Raw genomic sequence first — 22,175 nt, forward strand, 5'->3', positions numbered from 1 at the left:
GTACCGATCAAGCAGCCACAGCTACCTTCCTGGCGCCCATCGTCTTGGCGAAGGTAGGGGTCTCGTCATCCAGTTTGGATACCGACGTTGCTGGCCTGTGCATGGGGGCGTCTGATGCCGGGGTCTTCTTCACGCCCGGGACGCCTGGCAGTTGCCGTCATCATTCCCCATAACCAACCGATCTTGTAGCGCTCGACATCCACACCGATGAATTCCGCCCCGACGAGCAAGTCACGGCACTCATCACTGCGGTAGGTACGGAAATGCCCAGGGTCGAAGGCTCGCAGGAATACATCGCAGAAGCGGCAAGTCAGGTAGTCGTCGCACCAGTCGACGATGACCAGGCGTCCGCCTGGTTTCAGGACGCGATACATTTCCCCCAGCGCACGCTGGGGCTCGCGAATATAGTGGAATACGCTGGTCGATACCAGCGCATCGAACTCCGAATCACCGAAGGGCAAGGCCTCGGCGGAGGCCTCCGCCAGCTCGACGTTCGCCCCGACCCTGCGACGTGCGATCGCCAGCATCTCGTTAGAGAGATCAATGCCTGCCAAGCGGATACCGGGCATCTCGCGCGCCAGGGATGCCAACAACACCCCTGTGCCACAGCCGACGTCCAACACCCGGTCGCCGTTATCCAGTTCGAGACAACGTTGCGCCTCCCGAACCGACGCTTCGATATAGGTGTTCCAGCGGATATCGTAGCGTTGCGCCAGGCGTGCGTATTCGCGGCGCAGTGATTCGTATCGATGGCGCTTCATGGTGGAGACCCGCTCTTACCGCAAGCCGAGAAACGGCAAGGTCGACAACGCCAGTACAATGGCGGCCGCCACAGTGAAGAACAGGACACGCAGCGGCTGCCTGGCCAGCTTACGCCATAGTGTCGGTGCCCTGCCCTGCGCCGCGAGCTCTGCATGCTCCCGGCGAACGCGAGCCGTGAGTTCCGCCTGATACTCGTCGATCACCGCCCGCGCCGCTGCCGCCTGTGAATCGTCCTTGAGCCAGATGGCGGCGACCGACAAACGCCAGCGCCCAGCGCTGGTTTCATAGAATTCAAATTCGTGCTCGCACAACAGCCGCCGGACTTCCTCGGCCTCTTCTTCCGGCACATTGTTGAGCTTGAACAACAAGACCGCCATCACCGCTCCCGCACTAACCTTGTCCTCATGACCATGGCATCGATGCTATCCCGGACGCACTGCCAACGCTAACCGTGGCGGTTTTTTGTTATCCTGACGGGTAGTTGGAAACCTAAGGAAGCGCTGAATAGATCGACGAGCAACTTCAAGCACAAGGCGCCCGGAGCGCAGCAACCGGAGCATATGGGGTATATGTGAGGCTTGCGAGCACCGCGTAACGCAGTGATTGAGCTGCGCAGGCATTTATTCAGCGTTTCCCTAACAACCGGAGGCTCCGTACCCATGGCCGTGACACCATCAAACATGATCGAACTGGGCAGCCCCCTACCGGTATTCCGTCTCCCCGACCCCAACGGCGCGGAGGTCGACAGCGAGCAGTTCCGCGGCAACCCCTTGCTGGTGGTCTTCATGTGCAATCACTGCCCGTTCGTCAAGCATATCGCTGACGCTTTCGCCGACTTTGCCCGTGAATACGAGCAAAAAGGCCTCGCAGTGGTCGGTATCAACAGCAACGACTTCCAGTCACATCCGGACGACCGCCCCGAACGCATGATCGAGGAAGCCCGTATGCGCGGCTATACCTTCCCCTACCTGGTGGACGAGACCCAGGAGGTGGCCCGGACCTTCCAGGCGGCCTGCACGCCGGACTTCTTCCTCTTCGACCGCAACCACCGACTAGCCTATCGCGGTCAGTTCGACGATAGCCGCCCAAGCAAGGACACGCCGGTGACCGGTGAGGACCTGCGCGCCGCCGCCGATGCGGTATTGGCCGGGCAGGCACCGGATGCCAACCAGATGCCGTCGATGGGCTGCAACATCAAGTGGAAATAATGTGGTCCTTGGGGTCAACGACAAGCAGATCCCCCGCCAAACACACAAGTGACTGACCACACAGCGGCGCCTTCTGGCGCCGCTGTCATGAAAGAAGCTTATATAAAGTCCCACTCAACAATGAAAAACAAGGATGCTATGATGCTGCTCGCCCGGGCATGCTCATCGGCTATACCGGGCTCTATTCAGCAATGACCCTCGTTGGGGAGTAGCCGGCTCGCGCCAAGGGCGCGAGAGCGGATGTCAACACATTCGGCCATATGCCGTGGCATCCGCGCCTTCGGGTAGGCGAGACCATCGACGGTACGACGCTCGTGGCCGGGCGTGTCGTGCCGTCGTGGTGAATCGCCCGGCCCGGATGAAAGCGGATGACTCCACTTACCACCCTCCTTCTGGCCTTCTCCATGTCCGCGGATGCCTTTGCCGCCTCGATCGGCAAGGGTGCCATGATCGAACAGCCGCGCTTTCGCGAAGCGCTGCGCACCGGGTTGATCTTCGGCACCGTCGAGGCCCTGACGCCATTACTGGGCTGGGCCCTCGGGGTCGCCGCCGCCCACCATGTCGAAGCTTGGGACCACTGGATTGTCTTCACGCTGTTATTGATCATCGGCGGGCACATGATCGTGGCCAGCTTCTCCGTAGAGCATGAGGAGAGCGAGCGACCACGCCGCCGCACCTGGTGGCTGCTGGCCGCCACCGCGGTCGCCACCAGCATCGACGCCCTGGCGGTCGGCATCGGCCTGGCCTTCCTCGATATCAATATCCTGGTGACGGCGCTGGCCATCGGCATGGTAACCACGCTCATGGCTACGCTTGGCACGCTGCTGGGGCGACACCTGGGCGAGCTGATCGGGCGACGCGCAGAGCTCCTGGGAGGATTGATCCTGATCGGCATTGGCAGCGGGATTCTTACAGAGCATCTGGGTATGTGGTGACTGGGGACGCCACCAAGCCAATGTAACGTGACAGGTGTTACACGACTGTATCCTCTGTGACAGCTGTCACGCTATCTCCAACCTCGATAAACGCAATCAAGCCGGTTAGGTGCAAGAACTTCCAGCCTCGCCATCACTTGGCATGGCCATTGCTCCTCTCGTTCGGGTGACGGTCGTCACCGACAACGAACAACAAACCTTGGAGTCATGACATGCCCAACACTTTCAAGCGCACCACCTTGTCCCTGGCCCTGCTGCTGGCCAGCCATGTCGCTCAGGCCGAAATGCCGGGAATGCATGGCACCCAGCACTTCGGCTTCACCGTGCCCGATCGTCAGGCAGCAGTGGACTTCTTCGTCGACGTGATCGGGTGCGAGGCGTTCTTCACCATCGGCCCTTTCGGGCCCTTCGATGACGATTGGATGAGCGAGAACCTCGACGTACATCCCGAGGCCACCATCCCCGCTGCCCACCTGGTGCGATGCGGCAATGGCACCAACCTGGAAATCTTCGAGTACACCGCCCCCGACCAGCGTACGGAACAGCCGCGCAACAGCGACATCGGCGGCCACCATATTGCCTTCTACGTGGACGACATGGACGAGGCTGTGGCCTATCTCGAGGAACATGACGTGGATGTGCTCGGCGAGCCCAAGACGTTTACCGAAGGCCCCATGGAGGGGCTGAGCTGGGTCTACTTCATGGCGCCCTGGGGCATGCAGTTGGAAATCGTCAGCGTACCCTATGGCATGGGTTACGAAGCCGACAACCCCAGCCGTCTCTGGGATCCTCGCCACTGACCCTCGTCCGATTCGGCCCATCGTTCAATACCATGACAGCGGCGCCTAAAAGCGTCGCTGTCGTGCAGCCAGGCAGTTGAGCCGCTTCTGGCCTGAAGGTCGATGCCACGAGCATCGTGGACCACACGAACCCCTTTTCTATACTGTCGATTCCTACCTTCCCCAAACGATTAGTGGATGTAGACACTGGTCGGGTGTGACCGGGTAGCCCTGCAATGTTCTGGAGATTGCCTTGGAGGAAACATGAACGGACATCCATATTTCGAGATTCAGGCCGATGACACCCAGCGTGCGGTCGATTTCTATAGCGCCGTGTTTGGCTGGCAATTCAATAAGGTCGAAGGGCTTCCCGTCGAGTATTGGCGTATCGATAACGGAGGGATGGGAGGCGGTTTGCTCCAGCGTCCAGCACAAACGCCACCGACCGAATGCGGAACGAACGCCTTCGTCTGTTCATTCGAGGTGGAAGACTTCGATGATGCAGCCCAGCACATCGCAAGACTTGGCGGGCAAGTCGCCCTACCCAAGTTTGCCGTGCCCGGCCGCTGCTGGCAGGGCTACTTCCTCGATACCGAGGGCAATACCTTCGGCATCTTCCAGGTCGACGAAACGGCAGGATAGCAGCAAGCTATAGCGTCATTCATTTCCTGGCCGACTTCCGCTTGCCTGCCTGGGCGCGCAGGGCGGCTTCGAACGAACGTCGCGCCCAGGCCGCAGCCAGCTCGTGATCCTCGAACAGCTCTTCCGGGGCCTGGTAGTAAGCTATCCGTACCACTTTACCGCCCTTGTTGTATTCGAATGGACCGAGCCCTTCCCGCTCGAAGTCGCCGACATTTGCCTCATCCGCCTTCAGATAGAGCGTCTCGTCGGAGACCAGCGCGAACATCAGACCCTCGTGGTAAATACCGTAACCACCGAACATCCGGCGCACCGTGATCGGCCCGAACCATTCGAAGACATCGCGCAGATTATCTGTGTACTCGCTCATCGAGTCCCTCACCCCACTCGCAGAAATAGCCTGCCAATCGTCCATGCCCGCGCTCGCACCGGCCAGGAGAACCAACGAATGCTTATACACTGTAAGCGTACACGCGATTTCTCGACAGCAATCGGCCCTGGGGCAGCAAGCGATGCAAGACCACGAATGGCTCGATAGGAGCGAGTTTCCCTTTGCCCCGCACTACCTTCAGCTAGCGGCAGGTCGCATGCACTACGTTGACGAAGGCAGCGGGGAACCGGTGGTCTTGCTTCACGGGAACCCGACCTGGTCCTTCCTGTATCGCCACCTGATCAAGCAGTTGAGCAGCACACACCGCTGCATTGCCCCGGATTACCTTGGATTTGGGCTATCGGACAAGCCTGCGGATTGGTCCTATAAGCCGCAAGACCACGCCAACAACTTGACGCGGCTCATCGAGACTCTTGGTCTCACCGACATGACGCTGGTCATGCAGGACTGGGGTGGACCGATAGGACTTTCCTATGCCGTTAGCCATCCTCGGAACGTTTCGCGGCTCATACTCATCAATACCTGGGCCTGGCCCATCAACCATGACTTTCATTACATCGCCTTCAGCGCTTTCATGGGCGGGCCAATCGGCAGACTCCTCATTCGTCGAGGCAATTTCTTTGCTCGCGTGCTGCTGCGGCAAGCCTTTGGAGACAAGACCCAACTGAGCAGGCGAACACACGCTCATTACCTCCATCCTCTCGACAGCCCCGAGGACAGAAAGGGTTGTCTCGTCTTTCCCAAGGAAATCCTCGGCTCGTCCGCATGGCTCGCGCAATTGTGGCAAGAGATTCCTGGCCTGCGTGACAAGCCGACACTGCTGGTATGGGGGATGAAGGACATCGCCTTTCGCAAGAAGGAATTGCAACGTTGGCAACGGACGTTTTCACACCCTCAGGTAGTCCGTTTGCACTCCGTCGGTCACTTTGTGCCGGAAGAAGCCCCGGAGTGCCTTGCCGAGGCTGTAAAGAGGTTCTTGCATGAGGGAGTCGCTGAATAGGTGGTCAAACCCTAGGCGTTTGCCAGCCGCTCCAAAAGCTTCGGCAGTGCGGCGTCGAGATCCAAATCGGGCAAGGCCTGGCGCAGCGAGATATGGCTAGCGGCCTCGAAACGCTGCGGATCGTCGACGGCAGCTTGATAGGCATTGACCACGTCGACCAGCGATTCGGGCGTGTCGCCCACCTGCATGGCACCGTGGGCCAGCATCGCCATGTCACGACTGCCGCGCACCCGGCGCCAGCGTTGGGCAGTGCCGACCAACTTGCGCCCGGCGATGCGTACGTTGAAACGCCCATCGCAGTAGGCGCCGGCAACCGAGCCCAGATCGGCGTCGGCGACACCCAACTCGGCAAGCCACTCGCACCAGGGCTCGCCGAGGCGTCGGTAGCCCCATTCGAGATGAGCCGCTGAGCTGCCCACCTGGCAACGCAGCGCCAGTGCCACATTGACCACCGCCGACGACTGGGGCACCGGCGTACCGCCGGTGGCACGGAACAGGATCGGCCAGCCCATGTCGCGCAGGATGCGACGCGCCTCGGGAAAACCTGCCACACGTTCATGGCGACGCGGCATTACCAACGCCCGATCGCTGGGCGACCAAGCCACCAGCCCGAACCAGCTTTCGCCCTGACAGATCGACTCAAGCAACGCCTCGTCGAGCGCCAGCCCGGCTTCAACCGTGGGTCGCTGTAGCGTCCAGCCAGCTTTATCGGCAGTCGGTGATATCGTCATGCATCCTCATTAAGCCAATTCATCATCGAAGGCATCCGGCGCCAGACCTTCAATACGTTCACACAAGGCATCGAGGAAGGCCGCCGCCGGAGCACCATTGACGGCACGATGATCGAACGTCAGCGACAGGCCAATGACATCGGCAGCTCGCCAGCCACCCGATAGTGGCACGGCCCGCGTTTCGACACCACCGATACCCAGGATCGCCACCTGGGGCACATTGAGAACGGGGGTGAAATGATGCACCCGCGAACGTCCCAGGTTGGAGACCGTAAAGGTGGCGCCAGTCATCTCGCGTACCGTCAGCTTGCCGGCCTGAGCACGTTCGACCAACGCTTGGCGTGCCGCCAGCAACTCACCCAAGGTCAGCCGCTGGGCATCGAACAGCGCCGGCGCCACTAGCAGATCACCAGGCAAGGGGATCGCCAACCCCAGGTGCACGGCATCGAACTCGGTGATGCGGTTGTCCTCCAGGGTGGCATTCAGCGCCGGGAAATCCGCCAGCGTCCGTATGACCAGGCGCAGCAGGACATCCTGCACCGAGGGTGGCTTGCCAGCCGACTTGCACCTCTCGCGCAATGCCTGTACGGCGGTGAGATCGGCACTGGCATGATGGGTTAATTGAGCCGTGGACTGCAGGCTGTGGAGCATTTTCGAAGCGATCATGCCGCGCATGCCACGCAACGGCATCACTTTCAAAGGCGGCGCCCCTGATGCGTCTGGGTCCGCCCCCTCGGGGACGGACGGGGAAGTGTCATGGGTTTCCAGTTTCATGGCATCTCTCCTCAGGACTCCAGGCTGGCGATGGTCTCACCCTTCTCCACCACCTCATCCTCCTGCTTGGTGATGCTCAGCACTCCGGTCGAAGGCGCTTCAATCTCATACTGGGCCTTCTCGACCATCACCTCGGCCACCAGGTCGCCCTGCGCGACCTCAGCGCCATCATTGACCAGCCAGGCAGTGATCACGCCTTCGCTGTCGCCTTCCCACAGGTCGTCGGGTACGGTAATTACGATACTCATCGGTGATATATCTCCTGATTCAACTCAACATCATCTGGTGGAAGGCGTCGACGATCTTGTCGGCATTGGGCAGCGCCCACTGCTCCATGGTCGGCGCAAAGGGAATCGGAATGTCCGGGTAGGCGACACGCCGTGGCGCGGCCTTGAGACAGGCATGGTCGTGCTCAACTACACTGGCGATGATCTCGCCGCTGACGCCAAAGCTGTGGTAATCCTCATCGACCACGATCAGACGCCCGGTCTTGGCCACCGAAGCACGCAGGGTCTCGCGGTCGAGCGGCACCAGGCTGCGCAGGTCGACCACCTCGGCGGAGAAGCCCTCGTCCTCCAGGGCCTGGGCGGCGCGCAGGCAGTGGTGCACGCCGGCGGCGAGGCTGACCAGCGTCACATCGTGGCCCTCGCGCACCACGGCGGCCTTGCCGATCTCGAGCGTGTAGCTCTCCTCGGGAACCGGCACGGTGGCACCCTTCTCGGTACCCAGCCAGCCCATGCCCTGCAGCGACTTGTGGTACATGAACACCACGGGGTTGTCGTCGTGGATCGCTGCGGTCATCAGGCCCTTGGCATCGTAGGCGTTGCTTGGTGCCACCACTTTCATGCCCGGTAGGTGAGCGAAAGTGCCGTACAGGCACTGAGAGTGCTGGCCAGCATCGGAATAGCCGCCGCCGGTGGAGGTCATCAGCACCATCGGCACCTTGACCTTACCCCCGGAGAAGTAGGTGTTCTTGGCCATCAGGTTGTAGATGGCGTCCATGCAGACGCCGAAGAAGTCGACGAACATCAACTCGACGATGGGCCGCATGCCATCCGAAGCGGCCCCGACGGCGGCACCAATGAACGCGGTTTCGGAGATCGGCGTGTCACGCACGCGCTCTGGGCCGAATTCGTCATAGAGGCCACGGGTGTTGCCGAATACCCCGCCCAAGGGGCCGATATCCTCGCCCATTACGAAGACCCGCGGGTCGTTACGCATTTCCTGGGCAGTCGCCTCGGCCATGGCCCGGGCGATGGTCAGCTTGCGGGTACCGGCACTGGTGGTTGTGGTCATGATCATTCTCCTGGCGTCAGACGAAGACGGCTTCCAGCGCCGCCTCGGGCGGCAGGAACTCGCTGTCCTGGGCGAAGCGGATGGCGGCCTCGACCCTGGCATGGGCACCTTCGACCAGAGTGTCGTCCGAGGCGTCGTCGAGCAGGCCGGCGTCGAGCAGTTGCTTGCGATAGCGAGGAATCGGATCGCGCTGCTTGAGGCCTTCCTTCTCGCCCTTGGGCCGGTAGTCCTCACCATCGCCCATGAAGTGACCGGCAAGCCGCGCGGTCTCGATCTCGATCAGCGTCGGGCCTTGGCCTTCGCGGACGCGGGCGATGGCTTCGCCGGCAGCGCTGAAGATCGCTTCCACATCGTTGTCGGCAACGTGCACGCCGGGCATGTCATAGGCGGCCGCACGCCGGTCGTTGCGCGGCACGGCGGTGGAGGCCTGCTTGGCCACCGAGATGCCCCAGGCGTTGTCCTCGATGACGAACACCACCGGCAACTGCCACACCGCCGCCAGGTTGAGTGCCTCATGGAAGGCGCCCTGGTTGGCGGCACCCTCGCCCATGAAGGCCACCGCTACGCCGGGCTTGCCCTGCAGCTTTCGCGACAGTGCCGCGCCCACCGCCGGACCCAGGCCCTCGCCGATAATGCCCGAGCAGGAGAAGTTCACTTTGGCATCGAACAGATGCATGTGGCCGCCTCTCCCGCCGGCGAGCCCTGTGGCCTTGCCGAAGATCTCGGCGACCATGGCGTCGAGGTCGACACCCTTGGCCACGGCAATGTGGTGCGGGCGATGGGTGGCAGTGACGATATCTTCCGGGTCGAGGTGCGCGCAGACGCCCACCGCGCAGGGTTCCTGGCCGTTTGAAAGATGCATCTCGCCGGGGATCGGCCCCTTGGCCATGTTGAACACCGGCGTCTTGCCTTCCATGTAGAGGCTTTCGATACGCTCCTCGAGGTAGCGGCTAAGTACCATATGGCGGTACATCCACAGCCGCTGTTCGGTGGTCGGTTGCATGTCGATGTCTCCCTTCAGAGTTCGCGGCGCTGCATACGCTCGGCGATGTGCTCGGCCTGGCGCAGGGCCAAGGCGACGATGGTCAGGGTCGGGTTCTCGGCACCGCTGGTGGTGAACTGGCTGCCGTCGGAGACGAACAGGTTGTCGATGTCGTGGGTCTGCCCCCACTTGTTGACGACCCCGTCCGCCGCACGCGCACTCATGCGATTGGTGCCGACGTTGTGGCTGGTGGGAAAATCCGGGACCAGGAAAGTGCGCTCGGCGCCTACCGCCTCATAGCACTTGGTGGCCTGAGCCTGGCCATGGCGGCGCAGCACCTCGTCATTGGGATGGTCGCCCTTGTAGACGATCGGTACTGGCAAGCCGTACTGGTCCTTGCGGGTGTCGTGGAGGGTGATGCCGTTGTCCTCCATCGGCAGGTCCTCGCCACAGATCCACACCCCGGAGAGATGATCGTACTTGTCCAGCGCGCTGGTGATATCGCGCCCCCAACCACCATTGCTCGGGTCCATGAACTTGGCGAAGAACGGTACGCCCAGTGACATCACTTCCAGGGTGTAGCCGCCGACGAAGCCTCGTGAACGGTCGAGACGTGCCTCGTCGGAGATGATCCCTGCGAAGGTGGTGCCACGGTGCATATGCACCGGCTTGGGCATCACGCCGAACACGCAGGCGGTGGCGTGGGTCATGTAATTGCGCCCCACCTGGCCGGAAGAGTTGGCCAGGCCATCGGGGAACAGCGAGGAGTGCGAATTGAGCAGCAGCCGTGGCGACTCGATGGAGTTGCCGGCCACGCACACCACCCGGGCCTTCTGGCGCTGCAGGTTGCCTTCGCCATCGGCATAGACCACGCCCGTGGCCCGGCCATTGGCGTCATGTTCGATCTGCAGCGCCATGGCGTTTGGACGCACCTCGCAGTGGCCGCTGGCTTCGGCGCGAGGAATGTCGGTGTACATGGTCGACCACTTGGCGCCGAAGCGGCAGCCCTGCATGCAGAAGCCGGCCTGCATGCACTGCGGGCGATCATCGTAGGCTTGGGTGTTGATCGCCATCGGTCCGGCACGCAGCTTCTGGTAGCCGACCCGCTTGGCGCCCTCGGCCAGCACCTTGAAGTTGTTGTTCCACTGGTGGTACGGCATGCCAGTGGATTCCCCAGTCACGCCCATATGGCGTTCGGCCTGGACGTAATAGGGCTCGAGCTCCTCGTAGCTGATCGGCCAGTCGAGCAGGTTGGCACCGGCGATATCGCCGGCCTCGCTATGCAGACGGAATTCGTGGGGTTGGAAACGCAATGCAACGCCAGCCCAATGAATGGTGCTACCGCCCACGCCCTTGACGATCCAGGCCGGCAGGTTGGGAAAGGTCTCGGTCAACTGGCGCGGGCCGGCGGTGATGCGCTCGTCGAGCCAGGAGATCTTCTTGAACATCTCCCATTCGTCGTTCTCGATGTCTTCCATGCGATAGCGTTTGCCGGCTTCCAGCACCACGCTGTTGATGCCCCGCTTGGCCAGGGCATGGGCCAGGGTGCCACCACCGGCCCCCGAGCCGACGATCACCACCACGCTGTCGTCATCGTGCGAAAACTTGCCACTCATGGCGTGTCTCCTCTTTATCCTTATCCGTTGTCGTTATCGGTTGTCAGCATGCGTGTGGCGGCGCTACAGCCAGTCGATCACCAGGTCGTTGAAACCGCGATTCAGGTAGCCGCCCTTCTCCCAGGACGAGCCCTCGTAGCCGAAATGCGGTTCCCACAGCTCTGGGTTGTCGTAGAGCCCCACCACCAGGGTGTTGCGCACGCTTTGGAAGAACTCGCCATCCTCGATCTCGCGCAACAGCGCGACGCGCTCTCGTTCGTCCTCGATGGCGACGTAGTCGCGGCCATGGGTGGCCCGGGCACGACGATCGAGAGCGGCCAGCCCCGCGTCGATCATCTCGCGCTGCTCCTCGAGCAACGGCTGAAGCGGCTCCAGGTAATAGCGATCGGCGATCGCCTCATGGGGGTAGATATCGCGGCCCATGCGCAGCAGGCGGCTGGCCAGGTCCGGTTCGGCCAACGCCCAGCGCGGCAGCCAGGCACCAGCACTCAGGGCCAGGCCACCGGCCAGCAGCGCCCCTTGGCCGGAAAGCGTGAGAAAACGACGGCGACTGAGGATCGTCGCCCTGGGATCAGGCTTCATGGCGTGCTCCTTGTTGTTGTCTGGTTGACGTTTTGGCGTCGGTGCGGCGTGTTCGATGGCCGCGAACCGTGCTCGCTACCGCCATGGCAGCTTTCGTGCCAAAACCGTGACAAAGGAGCTAACGCGTTGTTTTACGAAGGGAATAAAGAAGGGAACTCTGTCATTAGGGGAGCCTGTTCAGGCTTGAGGCGTGACAGTTGTTGCAAGCAGGAGTGACAGGACCGTCACATGAGGCGTTACAGGTGTAACGGGTGGACGACGAAGGTCGTATCACAAGGGGAGTGGGCAGGCCTTACCTTGATAGACAAGCAATAGGAATAGACAAGAACAAATCACCCCGGCCCGGTATCCGATACCGGCGGAGGAATGCCCCATGAGCACTGCCCAGGCACAGCGCCAGCATATCGATACCATTCTCAGTTCACTGGATTCGCTTCCCGGGGCCAGCGACGACGCGGTGATCGAGCGCTCCTGGCGCCGTTGCATCGACCGTTACGGGCTGGATCCCGCCCGTCCCAGTCCGCCGCGATATGTCCCGGACCGTACGCTGCGTGAACATCAGGACCAGGCCGATGCCTTGATCCAGGTGGGCCGCGCCGGTGTCGAACAGCTCTATCGCCAGGTGGTGCCGCTGGGTTATGTGGTGCTGCTCACCGATGCCCGCGGCATCGCCGTGCAATTTCTCGGCGCCAATTGCGACCAGCGTGAACATCAACGCACGGGGCTCTATCTGGGCTCGGACTGGAGCGAGGAGCACGCCGGAACCTGTGCGGTGGGCACCTGCATCCATGAACGAATTCCCCTGACCTGTCACCACACGGATCACTTCAGCGCCCACCATATCCGCTTGACCTGCACCGCGGCGCCGATCTTCGACCCGCATGGTCAACTGCTGGCGATACTCGATATCTCCGCCTACCACTCGCCGGAATCGAAAACTTCCCAGACCTTCGCCCTGCAACTGGTCAAGCACTATGCGCGGATGATCGAGAACGCCTACTTCCTGCAGCGTTACAACGACCATCATGTAGTGTGCCTGGACCGCTCGCGGGAATTCGTGCAGATCAACCGCCGCTACCTGATCGCCATCGAGGTGGATGGCACCCTGGTGGCCGCCAACACCGCCGGACGCAAGCTGCTACGTCACCATGACCTGCCGTTGCCCGGCCCCGGCGAAGCGCGGCCGTTCAAGGCCTGGAATATTCAGGACCTGCTCGACGCCGAGATCGAGGATGTGCTCACCATCCAGCGCTACTGCGACGACCGCGTGCGCGCATTTCGCACCCATCGCCACCGCGAGATCCATTTCGCCACCCTGATCGAACCGCAGCGCCGCACCACGCATGCCGCAAGCGAAGGCCGGGCACGCGATACCAGCCTAGCACCGTTGGAAGCCTTGGCCGATGACGACCCGGCAATGCGCGATACCCTGACGCGCGCCGCCCGCTTGCGTAACGAGCCGATCAACATCCTGGTGATCGGCGAAACCGGCACCGGCAAGGAGCGCATGGCCCGCGCGCTGCACGAGTCTAGCCGGCGTCGCGACAAGCCCTTCGTGGCCATCAACTGCGCCGCGATGCCCGAGTCGTTGATCGAGAGCGAACTGTTCGGCTACGAGCCAGGCAGCTTCACCGGTGCACGCAGCAAAGGCATGAAGGGCCTGATCGCCCAGGCCGATGGCGGCACGCTATTTCTCGATGAGATCGGTGACATGCCGCTGCAGTTGCAGACCCGTTTGCTGCGAGTGCTGGCCGAGCAGGAGGTGCTGCCGATCGGTGCCAGCCGTCCACTCAAGGTCGACCTGCGGGTGGTCGCCGCCACCCACCGCGACCTGCGTAGCCTGATCGCCGAGGGCCGTTTCCGCGAGGACCTGTTCTATCGCCTCAACGGTGCCAGCCTGCGCCTGCCGCCTCTGCGTGAGCGTGCCGACAAGAGTTACCTGATCCGGCGCATCTTCGAGGAATTGCAGCAGAAGCGCGATGAGCGGACGCGGCTACGCGGCGATGCCATGAGTGCGCTGCTGGCCTATCCCTGGCCAGGTAACATCCGTGAGCTGCACAACGCCCTGCGCTACGCGCTGGCGACTTGCGACGGCAACGAGGTGATCGTCGATGACCTGCCCGAGGAATGCGTTAGCGGTCACCTGGCGCATCCCGGGGCCCACCGCGGGGAAAGCGCATCCGCACTGGATGCTCCCAGCCGGGTGGTCGACCTGCCAGGCAATCGCGACCCGCTGCACCAAGCCCTGCGCCGACATCATTGGAACATCAGTGCCGTGGCTCGCGAGCTGGGACTGTCGCGACCCACCATTTATCGGCGCATGAAGCGGCTGGGGATCGTGCCGCCCCAGCAGCGGGACACTCTGTAGCCGAATCGTCCCGGGACGAATCTTGCTCAGGCGTTGTAGATCACCTCACCATGTGCGGCCAGGTCATAACCGCCCATGGCAAGCGCCCGCTCGCAGAAGCGTGCCTCGCGGGTAAAGGCCAGCAAACGCTGCACTGGCGGTTCGAAATAGCTCCGCCGGCGCATGGCCAGGTCAAAGCACTCCTCATGCACTGGCACGAAATCCAGCCCCTGACGGCGCGCAGCGGCCTCCACTCCGAGGCCAACGTCCGCCTCGCCATGGCGTATTGCCAAGGCCAGGTCGTCCTCACTCAACGCCGGGTGTTCGGCCAGGTTCAGCGTTGCATGATCCAGCCCTGCCTTCGCCAATAGATAGCGCAGCAGCCGCTCAGCCCCGGCACCCGCCTGGCGGTGGGCAACCACCAGGTCACCATGCCCCAGGTCACGGAGCGATTCGATGCTCTGGGGGTTGCCCGGCGCCACCAACAATCCCTGACGGCGCACCGCCCAACGCACCATCACCAGATCACGCATTCCGGCAAGCCCCAGCAACTGGGGCTCGTTATACCGACCGCTATCGGGATCGATGACATGCACCCCCACCAACATGGCGTCGCCGGTGATCAATCGTTGCACGCCATCGCCACTGCCCTGGCAAAGCATAGCAAGCCCCGCGTCGCTCTCGCGCAGTGCCCACTCCAGCAACGGGTCCTGGCTGCCAGCCAGCACCCAAGGCACCGGACGGCGGCTCTGTTGATCGCCCTCCAGATGGTTCATCAGCCACAGGTCGATGCTCTGACGGGGAAAGAGCAGCTTGCCGGTCACCTTCGTGCACGGAATCTGGCCCTGCTTGACCAGGTCGTAGACCTTGCGCTCCTTGAGGCGCAGGTAGTCGGCCACTTCCGCCGTCGTCAGATAAGGAGAATGAGGGACCATTATCTAGACAACTTGAAGCGTAATTGAAGGCCATCGATGCCACTGTTGACGTCATTAATCATTGCAGAAGAATAATGAAAGTATTCAATAGAAAACCGACCATAATCGAGCCCCACCCCCAGCCTAAAATTAAAACCTCCAACGAGGGGAGAATCATCAACATAAGAAAGACCAAGCCGATAATAATTCTGGCCACGCAGGAAATTCCAGCCCGGCCTGAACAGGCGGGAAGCGGAATATATCCTGACACTACTTCTTTGGCGTCCATTCGATGTATGGCCTCGATCAAGATAAGAAAAGGCGACCTCCCAGCTACGGTACTCATAGCCTAACTCCACCATGGGCACCGATGATTGAATCAGCGTATGTCCCAGTGAAATTCTAGCCCCATCCTCGGACCCGGCAGAATCTGCCACACACAGAGTCGGGAAGATAGCCAGAGCGAGTAGATAAAAACCTGGCCATGACCTCTTCATCAAGCTCTTCATGCTTGATCCTCCTCTCTTGACAAGAGCCGGGAATTTCGCATGGCACTTTCTTATGAGCTGTGTGCCTGAGTGCGTGCCGGATTTACAAGCTGGGAATAGATCAAGAAGGTCGACACTGCGGAAAACGAGCCACGCCTGCATGCCGGCGTGCTGGCCATGGCCCTCTGCCCGATGCCGTGCCTGCCAGGTCTGCTGAAAACCGATCAAACGGTATAGCGTCGCCCTCGCCATCGGGCACGAGTACCCCGCAGGTACTGCCAGGCCGAGAGCCAAATCATCCCCAGGGCCAAGGGCAGGCTCAAGGTGCTCGCGGATACGCCAGGCTACAAGCGCGCTCGCCAGCCATGCCACTCCACAACGGATCATCGCACGACGCCACCCACCTCAGGATCCAGCCTTGCTTGCGTCGGACTGGTGGCATAACCCCAGTGTTCGATGAAACTACGCCAGCGCTCGCTGACTCGCTGGTTGTCGGTGGGGGGAAAGAGGTACTGATTCTTACGGTATTCGCCCAACTCGGCGAGGTAGGCTTCGACATGCGGCTGCACCTGGGTGAAGCTCCCGAGTCCCAGCGCAGCATAGATTCCCCGCAAGGTTTCCAAGGGTGCTTGTTCGAGGGTGTCGAAACCGATTTCCACTGCATGGCTGGCCGGCAGCTCGGCAACATCATCGATCAAGCGCTGCATCATGCGCGGGTAGCGCGACAGGATCAGCTCGTCGAGGTGCGATTCGTCGTAGGGCTGCAAGGCCAGCTCATGCAGGAGCTTGCGGTAGAAGTGGCGGGTGGACTGGAAGACCACATAGGGGTTGCGATGAATGTGGATGAAGCGGGCATCCGGCCACAGCCGAACCAGTTCCTTGACGCGAGCCGTGTAGACTGGATTCTTGATCAACAGTTGGCGCCCAGGCTGCATGAGAGCATGCTTGCGGTAGAAGTAGCGAATCTGCCGCCGCCAGCAGCGGATTTCACGCACACTGGCACCGTCGAAGAACACGCCACGATCGAACCACCACTCCAGGCGCTGCGGGAAATACAGCCCGTGGTAGAAGGAAAGGGTCTGCATGCTGGCCAGTGCGATCTCGTCCTCCTGGGGGGCATCCGATGCAACCTTTACCTGATCGATGAAGCGATGTTCGGGCAGTGCCCGCTCAAGCAACGGCCGCAGCACCCGGCCAAGCAAGCAGAAGTCCCAAGGCAGCCCCGTCGCGAGAGGCGAGACGAAGGCAAAGCGGGGATCCCGGCTAAGCAGGTTGTAGAGATGGGTCGTGCCACTGCGCCAGTGACCGACAATGAAAACGGGGGATGGCATTTCCTGGTGCCGCGTGCGAGCCGCCGTCCATGCTCGTTCGCAGAGGCTGAAGGGCGTCCGCACCAGCGCCGAGGCAAGCGTCATGGCGACGAACGGCAACACGTGCATCGGCAAAGGACGATGGGTAGCGAATTGCTGCAACAGCGTTCCGATGTCAGCTCCCATCAACGGATGGCTCAGCCGCGGGTGAGGGGTCCGCAGTTCAGTCTGGTCTCGACTCATGGCGGGACTCCCTTAAGCTTAGGTAGATACGAACAGAACGGGTTCAGCAGAATGATCTGGCAAACGGCACGGGCATGAACGACTCCCCCGCCTCTTCCTTCCGCAGCCTGGTGACCGGCGGCTCCGGATTCATCGGCGGGCATCTGGTCGCACTGCTGCGCCAGCAGGGTGACAGCGTGCGCATCCTCGACCTTGAGCCACCTCTGGCACCGCTGGACGGTGTCGAGTTCATACAGTGCTCGGTCACGGATGCGGCAAGGGTCGCTGCCGCCATGGCTGGCGTGGAGCGGGTTTTTCACCTGGCGGCACTCTCCGGTCTGTGGGCGCGTGCCAAGAGCGACTTCATGCGGGTCAACTGCGAGGGAACACGCACCCTGTTCGCCGCTGCAGCGCAGGCGGGGGTGGATACCGTGGTTTACTGTTCCACCGAGGCCATCCTTAAGCCGGGCAACCCGCCGGGCGCCATCGTCGACGAAGACATCGAGCCTCGGCTAGAAGCCATGCCCGGACCCTACTGCCGTGCCAAGCTTCTTGGCGAACGCGAGGCCTTTGCTGCTGCCAGCCGGGGCCAGTGCGTCGTCGTGGTCAACCCCACCGTGCCATTGGGGCCGGGCGACCGCTACCTGACACCGCCGGCTCGCATGCTGCTCGGATTTCTCAACGGCACCTATCCCGCCTATCTGGACACCACTCTCAATCTGGTCGATGTGCGTGACGTCGCAGCCGGCCATATCCGCGCCGCCGAACGTGGTGTCTCTGGGCGTCGTTATGTACTCGGTGGTGCCGATGTGCCGATGGCGACATTGCTCACCACCTTGCAACGCCTCAGCGGGTGTCCGATGCCACGCCGACGGGTACCCTACTGGCTGGCGCTTGCCATGGGTGCGATGGGAGAATTTATCGCCGACCACATGACGCACCGTCCTCCCACGGCACCGCTTGCCGGGGTGCGTCTGGCCGGTATGCCGGTACGCTTCGATAGCACACGAGCACGCACGGAGCTGGGCATGGACTTCCGGCCGCTGGAACATAGCGTCGCCGATGCGATTGCCGACTTCCGGGCACGGGGACTGCTCGGCACCTAAATTCCCCAATTTCATGACACGCGATCGTCGGACCCACGCTCCCTCCGGCGCCGACGCGACCAGTATCGCGCTTCCTCTAGCTGCCAGTACCCAAGCACCGGCAGGCCCACGGCCAGTTCCCGGCCGCGTTTGACGACGGCGAGCGCCAGGCAGACCTCGGCCGGAAGCCCGACGGCCAGCCCGATAACGACGATGCCCGCCTCCTGGGCTCCCAGGCCACCGGGGATGACGAACGCCGCCGCGCGCGCGGCCTGGGTCAGGCTCTCGATGATCAAGGCGACCAGCACCCCCACCGGGTGACCGAGCAAGGCCAGGGCAATCAACACCTCCCCCGCCCACACCATCCTGGCGGCAAAGCGCAGGCCAAACGCCCAACAGAGACGGGCACGCCGTTCATAGGTCGACTGCAGGGCCTGGTCGACCTCTTCGCTGGTGACCTGCAGCCGGCGGGCCCGCTCGGGCCCCAGCAGTCGACTGATGTAGCGCGCGCTGCCACCGATGCCACCCCGGCGCTGGACCAGATAGAAGGCCACCAGGGCGGCTGTCAGGACTGCCACCCCGGCCAGGATCGACAGAAGAAAGCGCCCCTCGGCGCCGTACCCGATCAACAGCAACAGGCCCAGCACCGCGAACGCCACCTGCGTGGCCACTTGCACTGTCTTGTCGGCAATCACGCTGGCGACGGCCTCTGCCGCGGCATGACGGCGCCGAACCAGCAGGTGAGCACGTACCGCCTCGCCCCCCACCATGGCCACCGGCAACAGCCAGTTGACAGCCAGGCCGACTCCCGTCATGTAGGTTGCGACCCCCAACTTCGGCGCCTTGCCCGGAGGCAGCAGCCATTGCCAGGCCATCGCAGCGAGCACCATGACCAACAGAAAATACAGAGGAAGCCAAGCCAACTGCCAGCCGGCTATCGCCAGGGCGTCAAACAGCGTACCCACGCCCTGCCATGCCACCAGGGCGACAACAACCGCCAGGCCAGACAAGGCAGCGAAGGCCGTGTAGCGCGTCATCCCCCTGCCGCTCCTGCCCACCAAATCGGCAAGGCTTCGGCCACAATGGCAATCATGTCGCTGTCGCTCCTTCTCCGGCCAATGCATCAAAGCCACGGGCCGCCGTTGTCATGAGGCGATGCGCGGCCTGCCGCCTTGCCTGTGCCAGGGCAAGCGCCGGAGCCCAATTCGCAGGATGGAGCAGTTGAGCGGCAATACGTCGAACCGCGATGCGTCCCTCGGGAGTCACTGCAGCAGCCCAACCGGCAGGCAAATCGGTAGTCGTGATATCGAGGACGACGCGAATCACCAGTGCCGGCATCCCGAAGCTGTGGGCAACCCGCAATACCGCCGCGCTTTCCATGTCGGCAGCCACCGCCCCGGTGGATGCCCGCAGCACACGCCTTGCTGAAGCGTCCTGCAAGACTATCGCCGTTTCGGCCAATTCTCCGCGGGCCACTTCACCAACCTGAGCGAGGACAGCAGCCCGCCAACGGGCATCAGGGCGCAACCGCTCACCGTCACGGCCATGAACGACCTCGGGAATCAGTAGACTGCCGGGCGACAAGAGAGGATCGAGACCCGTCGCCACCCCCCAGCTCAACAGGGCCGATGCCCCCTGCTCGACCAGCGTGCGAGCCGCCCGAGCGGCACGCTCGGGCCCCGGACCGGAGACCAACCAGACCAGATCATCCGTCCGCCTGAGCGGTCCCAGCGTATTCGCTTCCCAGCGCATACCGACCAGTATCCCCAGCCTTCGGTTGTTCATAGCGTCTCGCGACTCTACTGTTAAGGAAACGAAAGACTGGTGTCAGGACAAGTGTCCCTCGACCCACGTGTTGATCAAGAGGTATTGAACCCTCTGCGCCACCGCATGCGTCGCAGTGATCCCATCGGGACACTGCGACTCGCCCTAGGAGGTCGGTGTGCCGATATCCAACTCCGCAGCGTTGCTGTCCCCCCGCCTGCAGGAGTGGCTTTCCGCTGGTGCCGAGTACAATTACCAGGGGCATCGGTTGTATTACCGTGTACAGGGCAGTGGTCCCGCACTGTTGCTTTTGCACGGCTACCCCACGGCCAGTTGGGGATGGCACAAGATCTGGACGGATCTCATCCGCCAATGGACGGTCGTGACCATCGACCTGCTCGGCTCAGGATTTTCAGACAAGCCGCCGACGGGACCCTACGATGTGGCTAGTCTCGCCGACCAGTGCGAAGGCGTATTGCGGTACCTCGGCATGACGGAAGTCGACGTTCTGGCCCACGCCTATGGTGTCACCACGGCCCAAGAGTTGCTGGCACGGCATCTCGAGCATGGTGACAGACGGGAACTGCACCTGCGCTCGGCCAGTTTCATCAATGGTGGCCTCTTTCCCGAAGGCATGCATCCAACGCCGATGCAACGACTGCTGATCGGGCCACTCGGCCCGACGATCGTGGCTCTCGCCCCTCAACCGTACACCATTTTCCGTCGCAAGCTGGGGCGCAATTTCGGTCCTGCCCATCAGCCGACCGAAACGGAAATGGAAGAGCTCTGGCAGTTGCTGCGCTACAAGGAAGGGCATCAAGTCACGCCGCGCGTCCTGCAATATCTGCGTGAGCGCTGGCAACGACGCGAGCGCTGGGTCGGCGCCCTACAGCATGCCGAGTTGCCCTTGCAACTCATCAACGGGTCGGCCGACCCGGTGGCCGGAGCCGATATGCCAGGACTCTGGCGACGCCATGTCCCCGCAGGATGGCTGCACGAACTTGGCCCGGCAATCGGCCACTACCCGCCCTTGGAAGCGCCAAGAGAAACGCTTGCCGCCTATTGCGAGTTCCGCCGTCTCGGCGCCGCATCAGTCAGCGAAACGTTGCCGGGAAGCAATGCCTCATCAGCAGGCTGACAACCTCCCGATGGCTTTGCGTGTCAGTATTGACCGTGAGTTCGTCGGCCTTGCTATCGTGATCGCGGAATTCATAGGGCATCGTCAGGTATCAATCTCTTTCACTGGAATCTTCTTCCTGCCGACGGTGATTCGATCATAGGTGACCGGAATCTCCGGCGCCATCTCACCGTCCAGATCAAGCCCCTTCCACCATACCTTGAGCGCCTTGAAGGGCTGCGCGAAGGTGTCTTCCACAGCCGTTCCTTCATATCCACAGTGGGCCATGCAATTGTCACACTTCGGGTTTCGTCCAGTGCCATAGTGATCCCAGTCGGTTTCTTCCATGAGTGCCTGGAAGCTAGCTGCCGATCCTTCGTCGACCAACAGATAGCACGGCTTCTGCCAGCCGAAAATATTGTAGGTCGGGTTGCTCCATGGCGTGCACTGGTAGGCCTGGTTGCCGGCCAGAAAGTCCAGGTACAGCGTCGAGTGGTTGAACGGCCACTTGCTGCCTCGCGCGCGCCCGATACGAAAAATCTGACGAAACAGCTGCTTGGATTTCTGCCGTGGCAGAAAGACATCCTGGCGTGGCGCGTGCTGGTAACTGTAGCCGGGCGATACGGTAATGCCTTCGATACCCAGCATGGTGGCATAGTCGAAGAAGTCGGCAACCTGCTGCGGGTCCTCACCGTCGAACAGGGTGCAGTTGATGGTGACACGGAAGCCGCGATCGAGTGCCAGCCTGATCGCATTGACCGCCTTGTCAAAGACCCCTGGCTGGCAGACCGATTCATCATGGCGGTCCTTGAGCCCGTCCAGGTGGACCGACCAGGTGAAATACGGCGAGGGATGGTACTGATCGATCTTCCTGGCCATCAGTACCGCATTGGTGCATAGATAGACAAACTTCTTGCGGGCAATGATCCGCTCGACCAGCACCGGCATCTCCCGATGGATCAACGGCTCACCACCGGGAATGGAAACCACGGGAGCGCCACACTCATCTACTGCGCGCAGTGCCTGGTCGACGCTCATTCGCTGTTGGAGAATCTCCTTGGGGTGATCGATCTTGCCACAACCGGCACAGGCCAGGTTGCATTGAAATAATGGCTCCAGCATCAATACCAAGGGATAGCGCTTCTTACCACGTAACCGCTTGCCAATGATGTAGCGTGCGACTCGATATTGCTGAATCAGTGGGATACCCATTGCGCCTCCTCCCGCCTGTAG

The 22,175-nt window shown here is 62.0% G+C and carries 24 protein-coding genes; 8 read left to right on the forward strand and 16 right to left on the reverse strand.

Annotated elements, in window-relative coordinates; genetic code table 11:
* Nucleotides 1-65: 65 nt before the first annotated feature.
* Nucleotides 66-761: a class I SAM-dependent methyltransferase gene (locus tag IE093_RS15980; protein WP_189470910.1), complete on the reverse strand. Its 696-nt coding sequence runs from the start codon at nucleotides 759-761 to the stop codon at nucleotides 66-68.
* Between the two features lie 15 nt (nucleotides 762-776).
* Nucleotides 777-1,139 carry a DUF6164 family protein gene (locus tag IE093_RS15985; protein WP_189470912.1) on the reverse strand — a complete coding sequence of 121 codons (363 nt, stop codon included), beginning with the start codon at nucleotides 1,137-1,139 and terminating at the stop codon, nucleotides 777-779.
* A gap of 282 nt (nucleotides 1,140-1,421) precedes the next feature.
* Between IE093_RS15985 and IE093_RS15990 the strand changes: the two genes are divergently transcribed.
* The 4 genes from IE093_RS15990 to IE093_RS16005 all read left to right on the forward strand — a co-directional run bounded on the left by IE093_RS15990 (nucleotide 1,422) and on the right by IE093_RS16005 (nucleotide 4,326).
* Nucleotides 1,422-1,970 (forward strand): thioredoxin family protein, encoded by a 549-nt coding sequence (locus IE093_RS15990; RefSeq protein WP_189470914.1) that lies wholly within the window; start codon nucleotides 1,422-1,424, stop codon nucleotides 1,968-1,970.
* Between the two features lie 368 nt (nucleotides 1,971-2,338).
* Nucleotides 2,339-2,905 carry a manganese efflux pump MntP gene (gene mntP, locus IE093_RS15995; RefSeq protein WP_189470916.1) on the forward strand — a complete coding sequence of 189 codons (567 nt, stop codon included), beginning with the start codon at nucleotides 2,339-2,341 and terminating at the stop codon, nucleotides 2,903-2,905.
* A 212-nt stretch (nucleotides 2,906-3,117) separates the two neighbouring features.
* On the forward strand, nucleotides 3,118-3,705 hold the full coding sequence (locus IE093_RS16000; RefSeq protein ID WP_229803651.1) for a VOC family protein: 588 nt from the start codon (nucleotides 3,118-3,120) through the stop codon (nucleotides 3,703-3,705).
* Between the two features lie 243 nt (nucleotides 3,706-3,948).
* Nucleotides 3,949-4,326, forward strand: coding sequence for a VOC family protein (locus IE093_RS16005; RefSeq protein ID WP_189470917.1), 378 nt, complete (start codon nucleotides 3,949-3,951; stop codon nucleotides 4,324-4,326).
* A gap of 19 nt (nucleotides 4,327-4,345) precedes the next feature.
* On the opposite strand, the gene IE093_RS16010 is transcribed toward IE093_RS16005, so the two are convergent.
* Complete coding sequence (locus IE093_RS16010; protein ID WP_189470919.1) at nucleotides 4,346-4,693, reverse strand: TfoX/Sxy family protein; 348 nt, start codon at nucleotides 4,691-4,693, stop codon at nucleotides 4,346-4,348.
* Between the two features lie 217 nt (nucleotides 4,694-4,910).
* On the opposite strand from IE093_RS16010, the gene IE093_RS16015 reads away from it, so the two are divergent.
* On the forward strand, nucleotides 4,911-5,714 hold the full coding sequence (locus IE093_RS16015; RefSeq protein WP_229803652.1) for an alpha/beta fold hydrolase: 804 nt from the start codon (nucleotides 4,911-4,913) through the stop codon (nucleotides 5,712-5,714).
* A gap of 11 nt (nucleotides 5,715-5,725) precedes the next feature.
* Here IE093_RS16015 and IE093_RS16020 read toward each other — a convergent pair whose 3' ends face one another.
* The 7 genes from IE093_RS16020 to IE093_RS16050 form a co-directional block, all read right to left on the reverse strand.
* The gene (locus IE093_RS16020; protein WP_189470923.1) at nucleotides 5,726-6,445 is read right to left on the reverse strand and encodes a lipoate--protein ligase family protein; all 720 of its coding nucleotides are present in this window, start codon (nucleotides 6,443-6,445) and stop codon (nucleotides 5,726-5,728) included.
* A gap of 9 nt (nucleotides 6,446-6,454) precedes the next feature.
* Nucleotides 6,455-7,219, reverse strand: a complete 765-nt coding sequence (locus tag IE093_RS16025; protein ID WP_189470925.1) for a 2-oxo acid dehydrogenase subunit E2 — start codon at nucleotides 7,217-7,219, stop codon at nucleotides 6,455-6,457.
* Nucleotides 7,220-7,230: 11 nt separating this feature from the next.
* On the reverse strand, nucleotides 7,231-7,467 hold the full coding sequence (locus tag IE093_RS16030; RefSeq protein ID WP_189470926.1) for a biotin/lipoyl-containing protein: 237 nt from the start codon (nucleotides 7,465-7,467) through the stop codon (nucleotides 7,231-7,233).
* Nucleotides 7,468-7,486: 19 nt separating this feature from the next.
* Entirely contained in the window at nucleotides 7,487-8,515 is a 1,029-nt protein-coding gene (locus IE093_RS16035; RefSeq protein ID WP_189470927.1) for an alpha-ketoacid dehydrogenase subunit beta, read from the reverse strand.
* Between the two features lie 16 nt (nucleotides 8,516-8,531).
* A complete protein-coding gene (locus IE093_RS16040) occupies nucleotides 8,532-9,518 on the reverse strand; it encodes a thiamine pyrophosphate-dependent dehydrogenase E1 component subunit alpha (protein WP_189470928.1) in 987 nt (328 codons plus the stop codon).
* 14 nt (nucleotides 9,519-9,532) lie between these two features.
* Nucleotides 9,533-11,113 carry a GMC family oxidoreductase gene (locus tag IE093_RS16045; RefSeq protein ID WP_189470930.1) on the reverse strand — a complete coding sequence of 527 codons (1,581 nt, stop codon included), beginning with the start codon at nucleotides 11,111-11,113 and terminating at the stop codon, nucleotides 9,533-9,535.
* A gap of 63 nt (nucleotides 11,114-11,176) precedes the next feature.
* Nucleotides 11,177-11,695: a gluconate 2-dehydrogenase subunit 3 family protein gene (locus tag IE093_RS16050; RefSeq protein ID WP_189470932.1), complete on the reverse strand. Its 519-nt coding sequence runs from the start codon at nucleotides 11,693-11,695 to the stop codon at nucleotides 11,177-11,179.
* Between the two features lie 373 nt (nucleotides 11,696-12,068).
* Here IE093_RS16050 and IE093_RS16055 point away from each other — a divergent pair, with 373 nt between their 5' ends.
* On the forward strand, nucleotides 12,069-14,063 hold the full coding sequence (locus IE093_RS16055; RefSeq protein WP_189470934.1) for a sigma-54-dependent Fis family transcriptional regulator: 1,995 nt from the start codon (nucleotides 12,069-12,071) through the stop codon (nucleotides 14,061-14,063).
* A 26-nt stretch (nucleotides 14,064-14,089) separates the two neighbouring features.
* Here the strand turns inward: IE093_RS16055 and IE093_RS16060 are convergent, their stop codons facing one another.
* From IE093_RS16060 to IE093_RS16070, 3 genes are all read right to left on the reverse strand, one after another.
* Nucleotides 14,090-14,977, reverse strand: a complete 888-nt coding sequence (locus IE093_RS16060; protein ID WP_189470936.1) for a helix-turn-helix transcriptional regulator — start codon at nucleotides 14,975-14,977, stop codon at nucleotides 14,090-14,092.
* Nucleotides 14,977-15,465 (reverse strand): acyloxyacyl hydrolase, encoded by a 489-nt coding sequence (locus tag IE093_RS16065; protein ID WP_189470937.1) that lies wholly within the window; start codon nucleotides 15,463-15,465, stop codon nucleotides 14,977-14,979. Before IE093_RS16065 ends, IE093_RS16060 begins: the two co-directional genes overlap by 1 nt.
* 362 nt (nucleotides 15,466-15,827) lie before the next feature.
* Entirely contained in the window at nucleotides 15,828-16,997 is a 1,170-nt protein-coding gene (locus IE093_RS16070) for a sulfotransferase family protein (RefSeq protein WP_189470938.1), read from the reverse strand.
* Nucleotides 16,998-17,071: 74 nt separating this feature from the next.
* Here IE093_RS16070 and IE093_RS16075 point away from each other — a divergent pair, with 74 nt between their 5' ends.
* Nucleotides 17,072-18,082: an NAD-dependent epimerase/dehydratase family protein gene (locus IE093_RS16075; RefSeq protein ID WP_189470939.1), complete on the forward strand. Its 1,011-nt coding sequence runs from the start codon at nucleotides 17,072-17,074 to the stop codon at nucleotides 18,080-18,082.
* 11 nt (nucleotides 18,083-18,093) lie between these two features.
* On the opposite strand, the gene IE093_RS16080 is transcribed toward IE093_RS16075, so the two are convergent.
* Together IE093_RS16080 and IE093_RS16085 are read right to left on the reverse strand one after the other, a co-directional pair.
* On the reverse strand, nucleotides 18,094-19,098 hold the full coding sequence (locus tag IE093_RS16080) for a flippase-like domain-containing protein (RefSeq protein ID WP_189470940.1): 1,005 nt from the start codon (nucleotides 19,096-19,098) through the stop codon (nucleotides 18,094-18,096).
* A gap of 52 nt (nucleotides 19,099-19,150) precedes the next feature.
* Complete coding sequence (locus tag IE093_RS16085) at nucleotides 19,151-19,846, reverse strand: phosphorylase family protein (protein ID WP_189470943.1); 696 nt, start codon at nucleotides 19,844-19,846, stop codon at nucleotides 19,151-19,153.
* A gap of 157 nt (nucleotides 19,847-20,003) precedes the next feature.
* On the opposite strand from IE093_RS16085, the gene IE093_RS16090 reads away from it, so the two are divergent.
* Nucleotides 20,004-20,963, forward strand: a complete 960-nt coding sequence (locus IE093_RS16090) for an alpha/beta fold hydrolase (protein WP_189470944.1) — start codon at nucleotides 20,004-20,006, stop codon at nucleotides 20,961-20,963.
* Between the two features lie 84 nt (nucleotides 20,964-21,047).
* Here the strand turns inward: IE093_RS16090 and hpnH are convergent, their stop codons facing one another.
* On the reverse strand, nucleotides 21,048-22,154 hold the full coding sequence (gene hpnH, locus IE093_RS16095; RefSeq protein ID WP_189470945.1) for an adenosyl-hopene transferase HpnH: 1,107 nt from the start codon (nucleotides 22,152-22,154) through the stop codon (nucleotides 21,048-21,050).
* Between the last annotated feature and the right edge of the window lie 21 nt (nucleotides 22,155-22,175).

The sequence above is a fragment of the Litchfieldella qijiaojingensis genome (genome assembly GCF_014651875.1).
Taxonomy (GTDB): Bacteria; Pseudomonadota; Gammaproteobacteria; order Pseudomonadales; family Halomonadaceae; genus Litchfieldella; species Litchfieldella qijiaojingensis.

What these genes read in the sequence shown, in the direction of transcription:
- IE093_RS15980 (WP_189470910.1), bottom strand. Translation starts at nt 761, where the DNA reads ATGAAGCGCCATCGATACGAATCACTGCGCCGCGAATACGCACGCCTG.
- IE093_RS15985 (WP_189470912.1), bottom strand. Translation starts at nt 1,139, where the DNA reads ATGGCGGTCTTGTTGTTCAAGCTCAACAATGTGCCGGAAGAAGAGGCC.
- IE093_RS15990 (WP_189470914.1), top strand. Translation starts at nt 1,422, where the DNA reads ATGGCCGTGACACCATCAAACATGATCGAACTGGGCAGCCCCCTACCG.
- mntP (WP_189470916.1), top strand. Translation starts at nt 2,339, where the DNA reads ATGACTCCACTTACCACCCTCCTTCTGGCCTTCTCCATGTCCGCGGAT.
- IE093_RS16000 (WP_229803651.1), top strand. Translation starts at nt 3,118, where the DNA reads ATGCCCAACACTTTCAAGCGCACCACCTTGTCCCTGGCCCTGCTGCTG.
- IE093_RS16005 (WP_189470917.1), top strand. Translation starts at nt 3,949, where the DNA reads ATGAACGGACATCCATATTTCGAGATTCAGGCCGATGACACCCAGCGT.
- IE093_RS16010 (WP_189470919.1), bottom strand. Translation starts at nt 4,693, where the DNA reads ATGAGCGAGTACACAGATAATCTGCGCGATGTCTTCGAATGGTTCGGG.
- IE093_RS16015 (WP_229803652.1), top strand. Translation starts at nt 4,911, where the DNA reads ATGCACTACGTTGACGAAGGCAGCGGGGAACCGGTGGTCTTGCTTCAC.
- IE093_RS16020 (WP_189470923.1), bottom strand. Translation starts at nt 6,445, where the DNA reads ATGACGATATCACCGACTGCCGATAAAGCTGGCTGGACGCTACAGCGA.
- IE093_RS16025 (WP_189470925.1), bottom strand. Translation starts at nt 7,219, where the DNA reads ATGAAACTGGAAACCCATGACACTTCCCCGTCCGTCCCCGAGGGGGCG.
- IE093_RS16030 (WP_189470926.1), bottom strand. Translation starts at nt 7,467, where the DNA reads ATGAGTATCGTAATTACCGTACCCGACGACCTGTGGGAAGGCGACAGC.
- IE093_RS16035 (WP_189470927.1), bottom strand. Translation starts at nt 8,515, where the DNA reads ATGACCACAACCACCAGTGCCGGTACCCGCAAGCTGACCATCGCCCGG.
- IE093_RS16040 (WP_189470928.1), bottom strand. Translation starts at nt 9,518, where the DNA reads ATGCAACCGACCACCGAACAGCGGCTGTGGATGTACCGCCATATGGTA.
- IE093_RS16045 (WP_189470930.1), bottom strand. Translation starts at nt 11,113, where the DNA reads ATGAGTGGCAAGTTTTCGCACGATGACGACAGCGTGGTGGTGATCGTC.
- IE093_RS16050 (WP_189470932.1), bottom strand. Translation starts at nt 11,695, where the DNA reads ATGAAGCCTGATCCCAGGGCGACGATCCTCAGTCGCCGTCGTTTTCTC.
- IE093_RS16055 (WP_189470934.1), top strand. Translation starts at nt 12,069, where the DNA reads ATGAGCACTGCCCAGGCACAGCGCCAGCATATCGATACCATTCTCAGT.
- IE093_RS16060 (WP_189470936.1), bottom strand. Translation starts at nt 14,977, where the DNA reads ATGGTCCCTCATTCTCCTTATCTGACGACGGCGGAAGTGGCCGACTAC.
- IE093_RS16065 (WP_189470937.1), bottom strand. Translation starts at nt 15,465, where the DNA reads ATGAAGAGCTTGATGAAGAGGTCATGGCCAGGTTTTTATCTACTCGCT.
- IE093_RS16070 (WP_189470938.1), bottom strand. Translation starts at nt 16,997, where the DNA reads ATGAGTCGAGACCAGACTGAACTGCGGACCCCTCACCCGCGGCTGAGC.
- IE093_RS16075 (WP_189470939.1), top strand. Translation starts at nt 17,072, where the DNA reads ATGAACGACTCCCCCGCCTCTTCCTTCCGCAGCCTGGTGACCGGCGGC.
- IE093_RS16080 (WP_189470940.1), bottom strand. Translation starts at nt 19,098, where the DNA reads ATGACGCGCTACACGGCCTTCGCTGCCTTGTCTGGCCTGGCGGTTGTT.
- IE093_RS16085 (WP_189470943.1), bottom strand. Translation starts at nt 19,846, where the DNA reads ATGAACAACCGAAGGCTGGGGATACTGGTCGGTATGCGCTGGGAAGCG.
- hpnH (WP_189470945.1), bottom strand. Translation starts at nt 22,154, where the DNA reads ATGGGTATCCCACTGATTCAGCAATATCGAGTCGCACGCTACATCATT.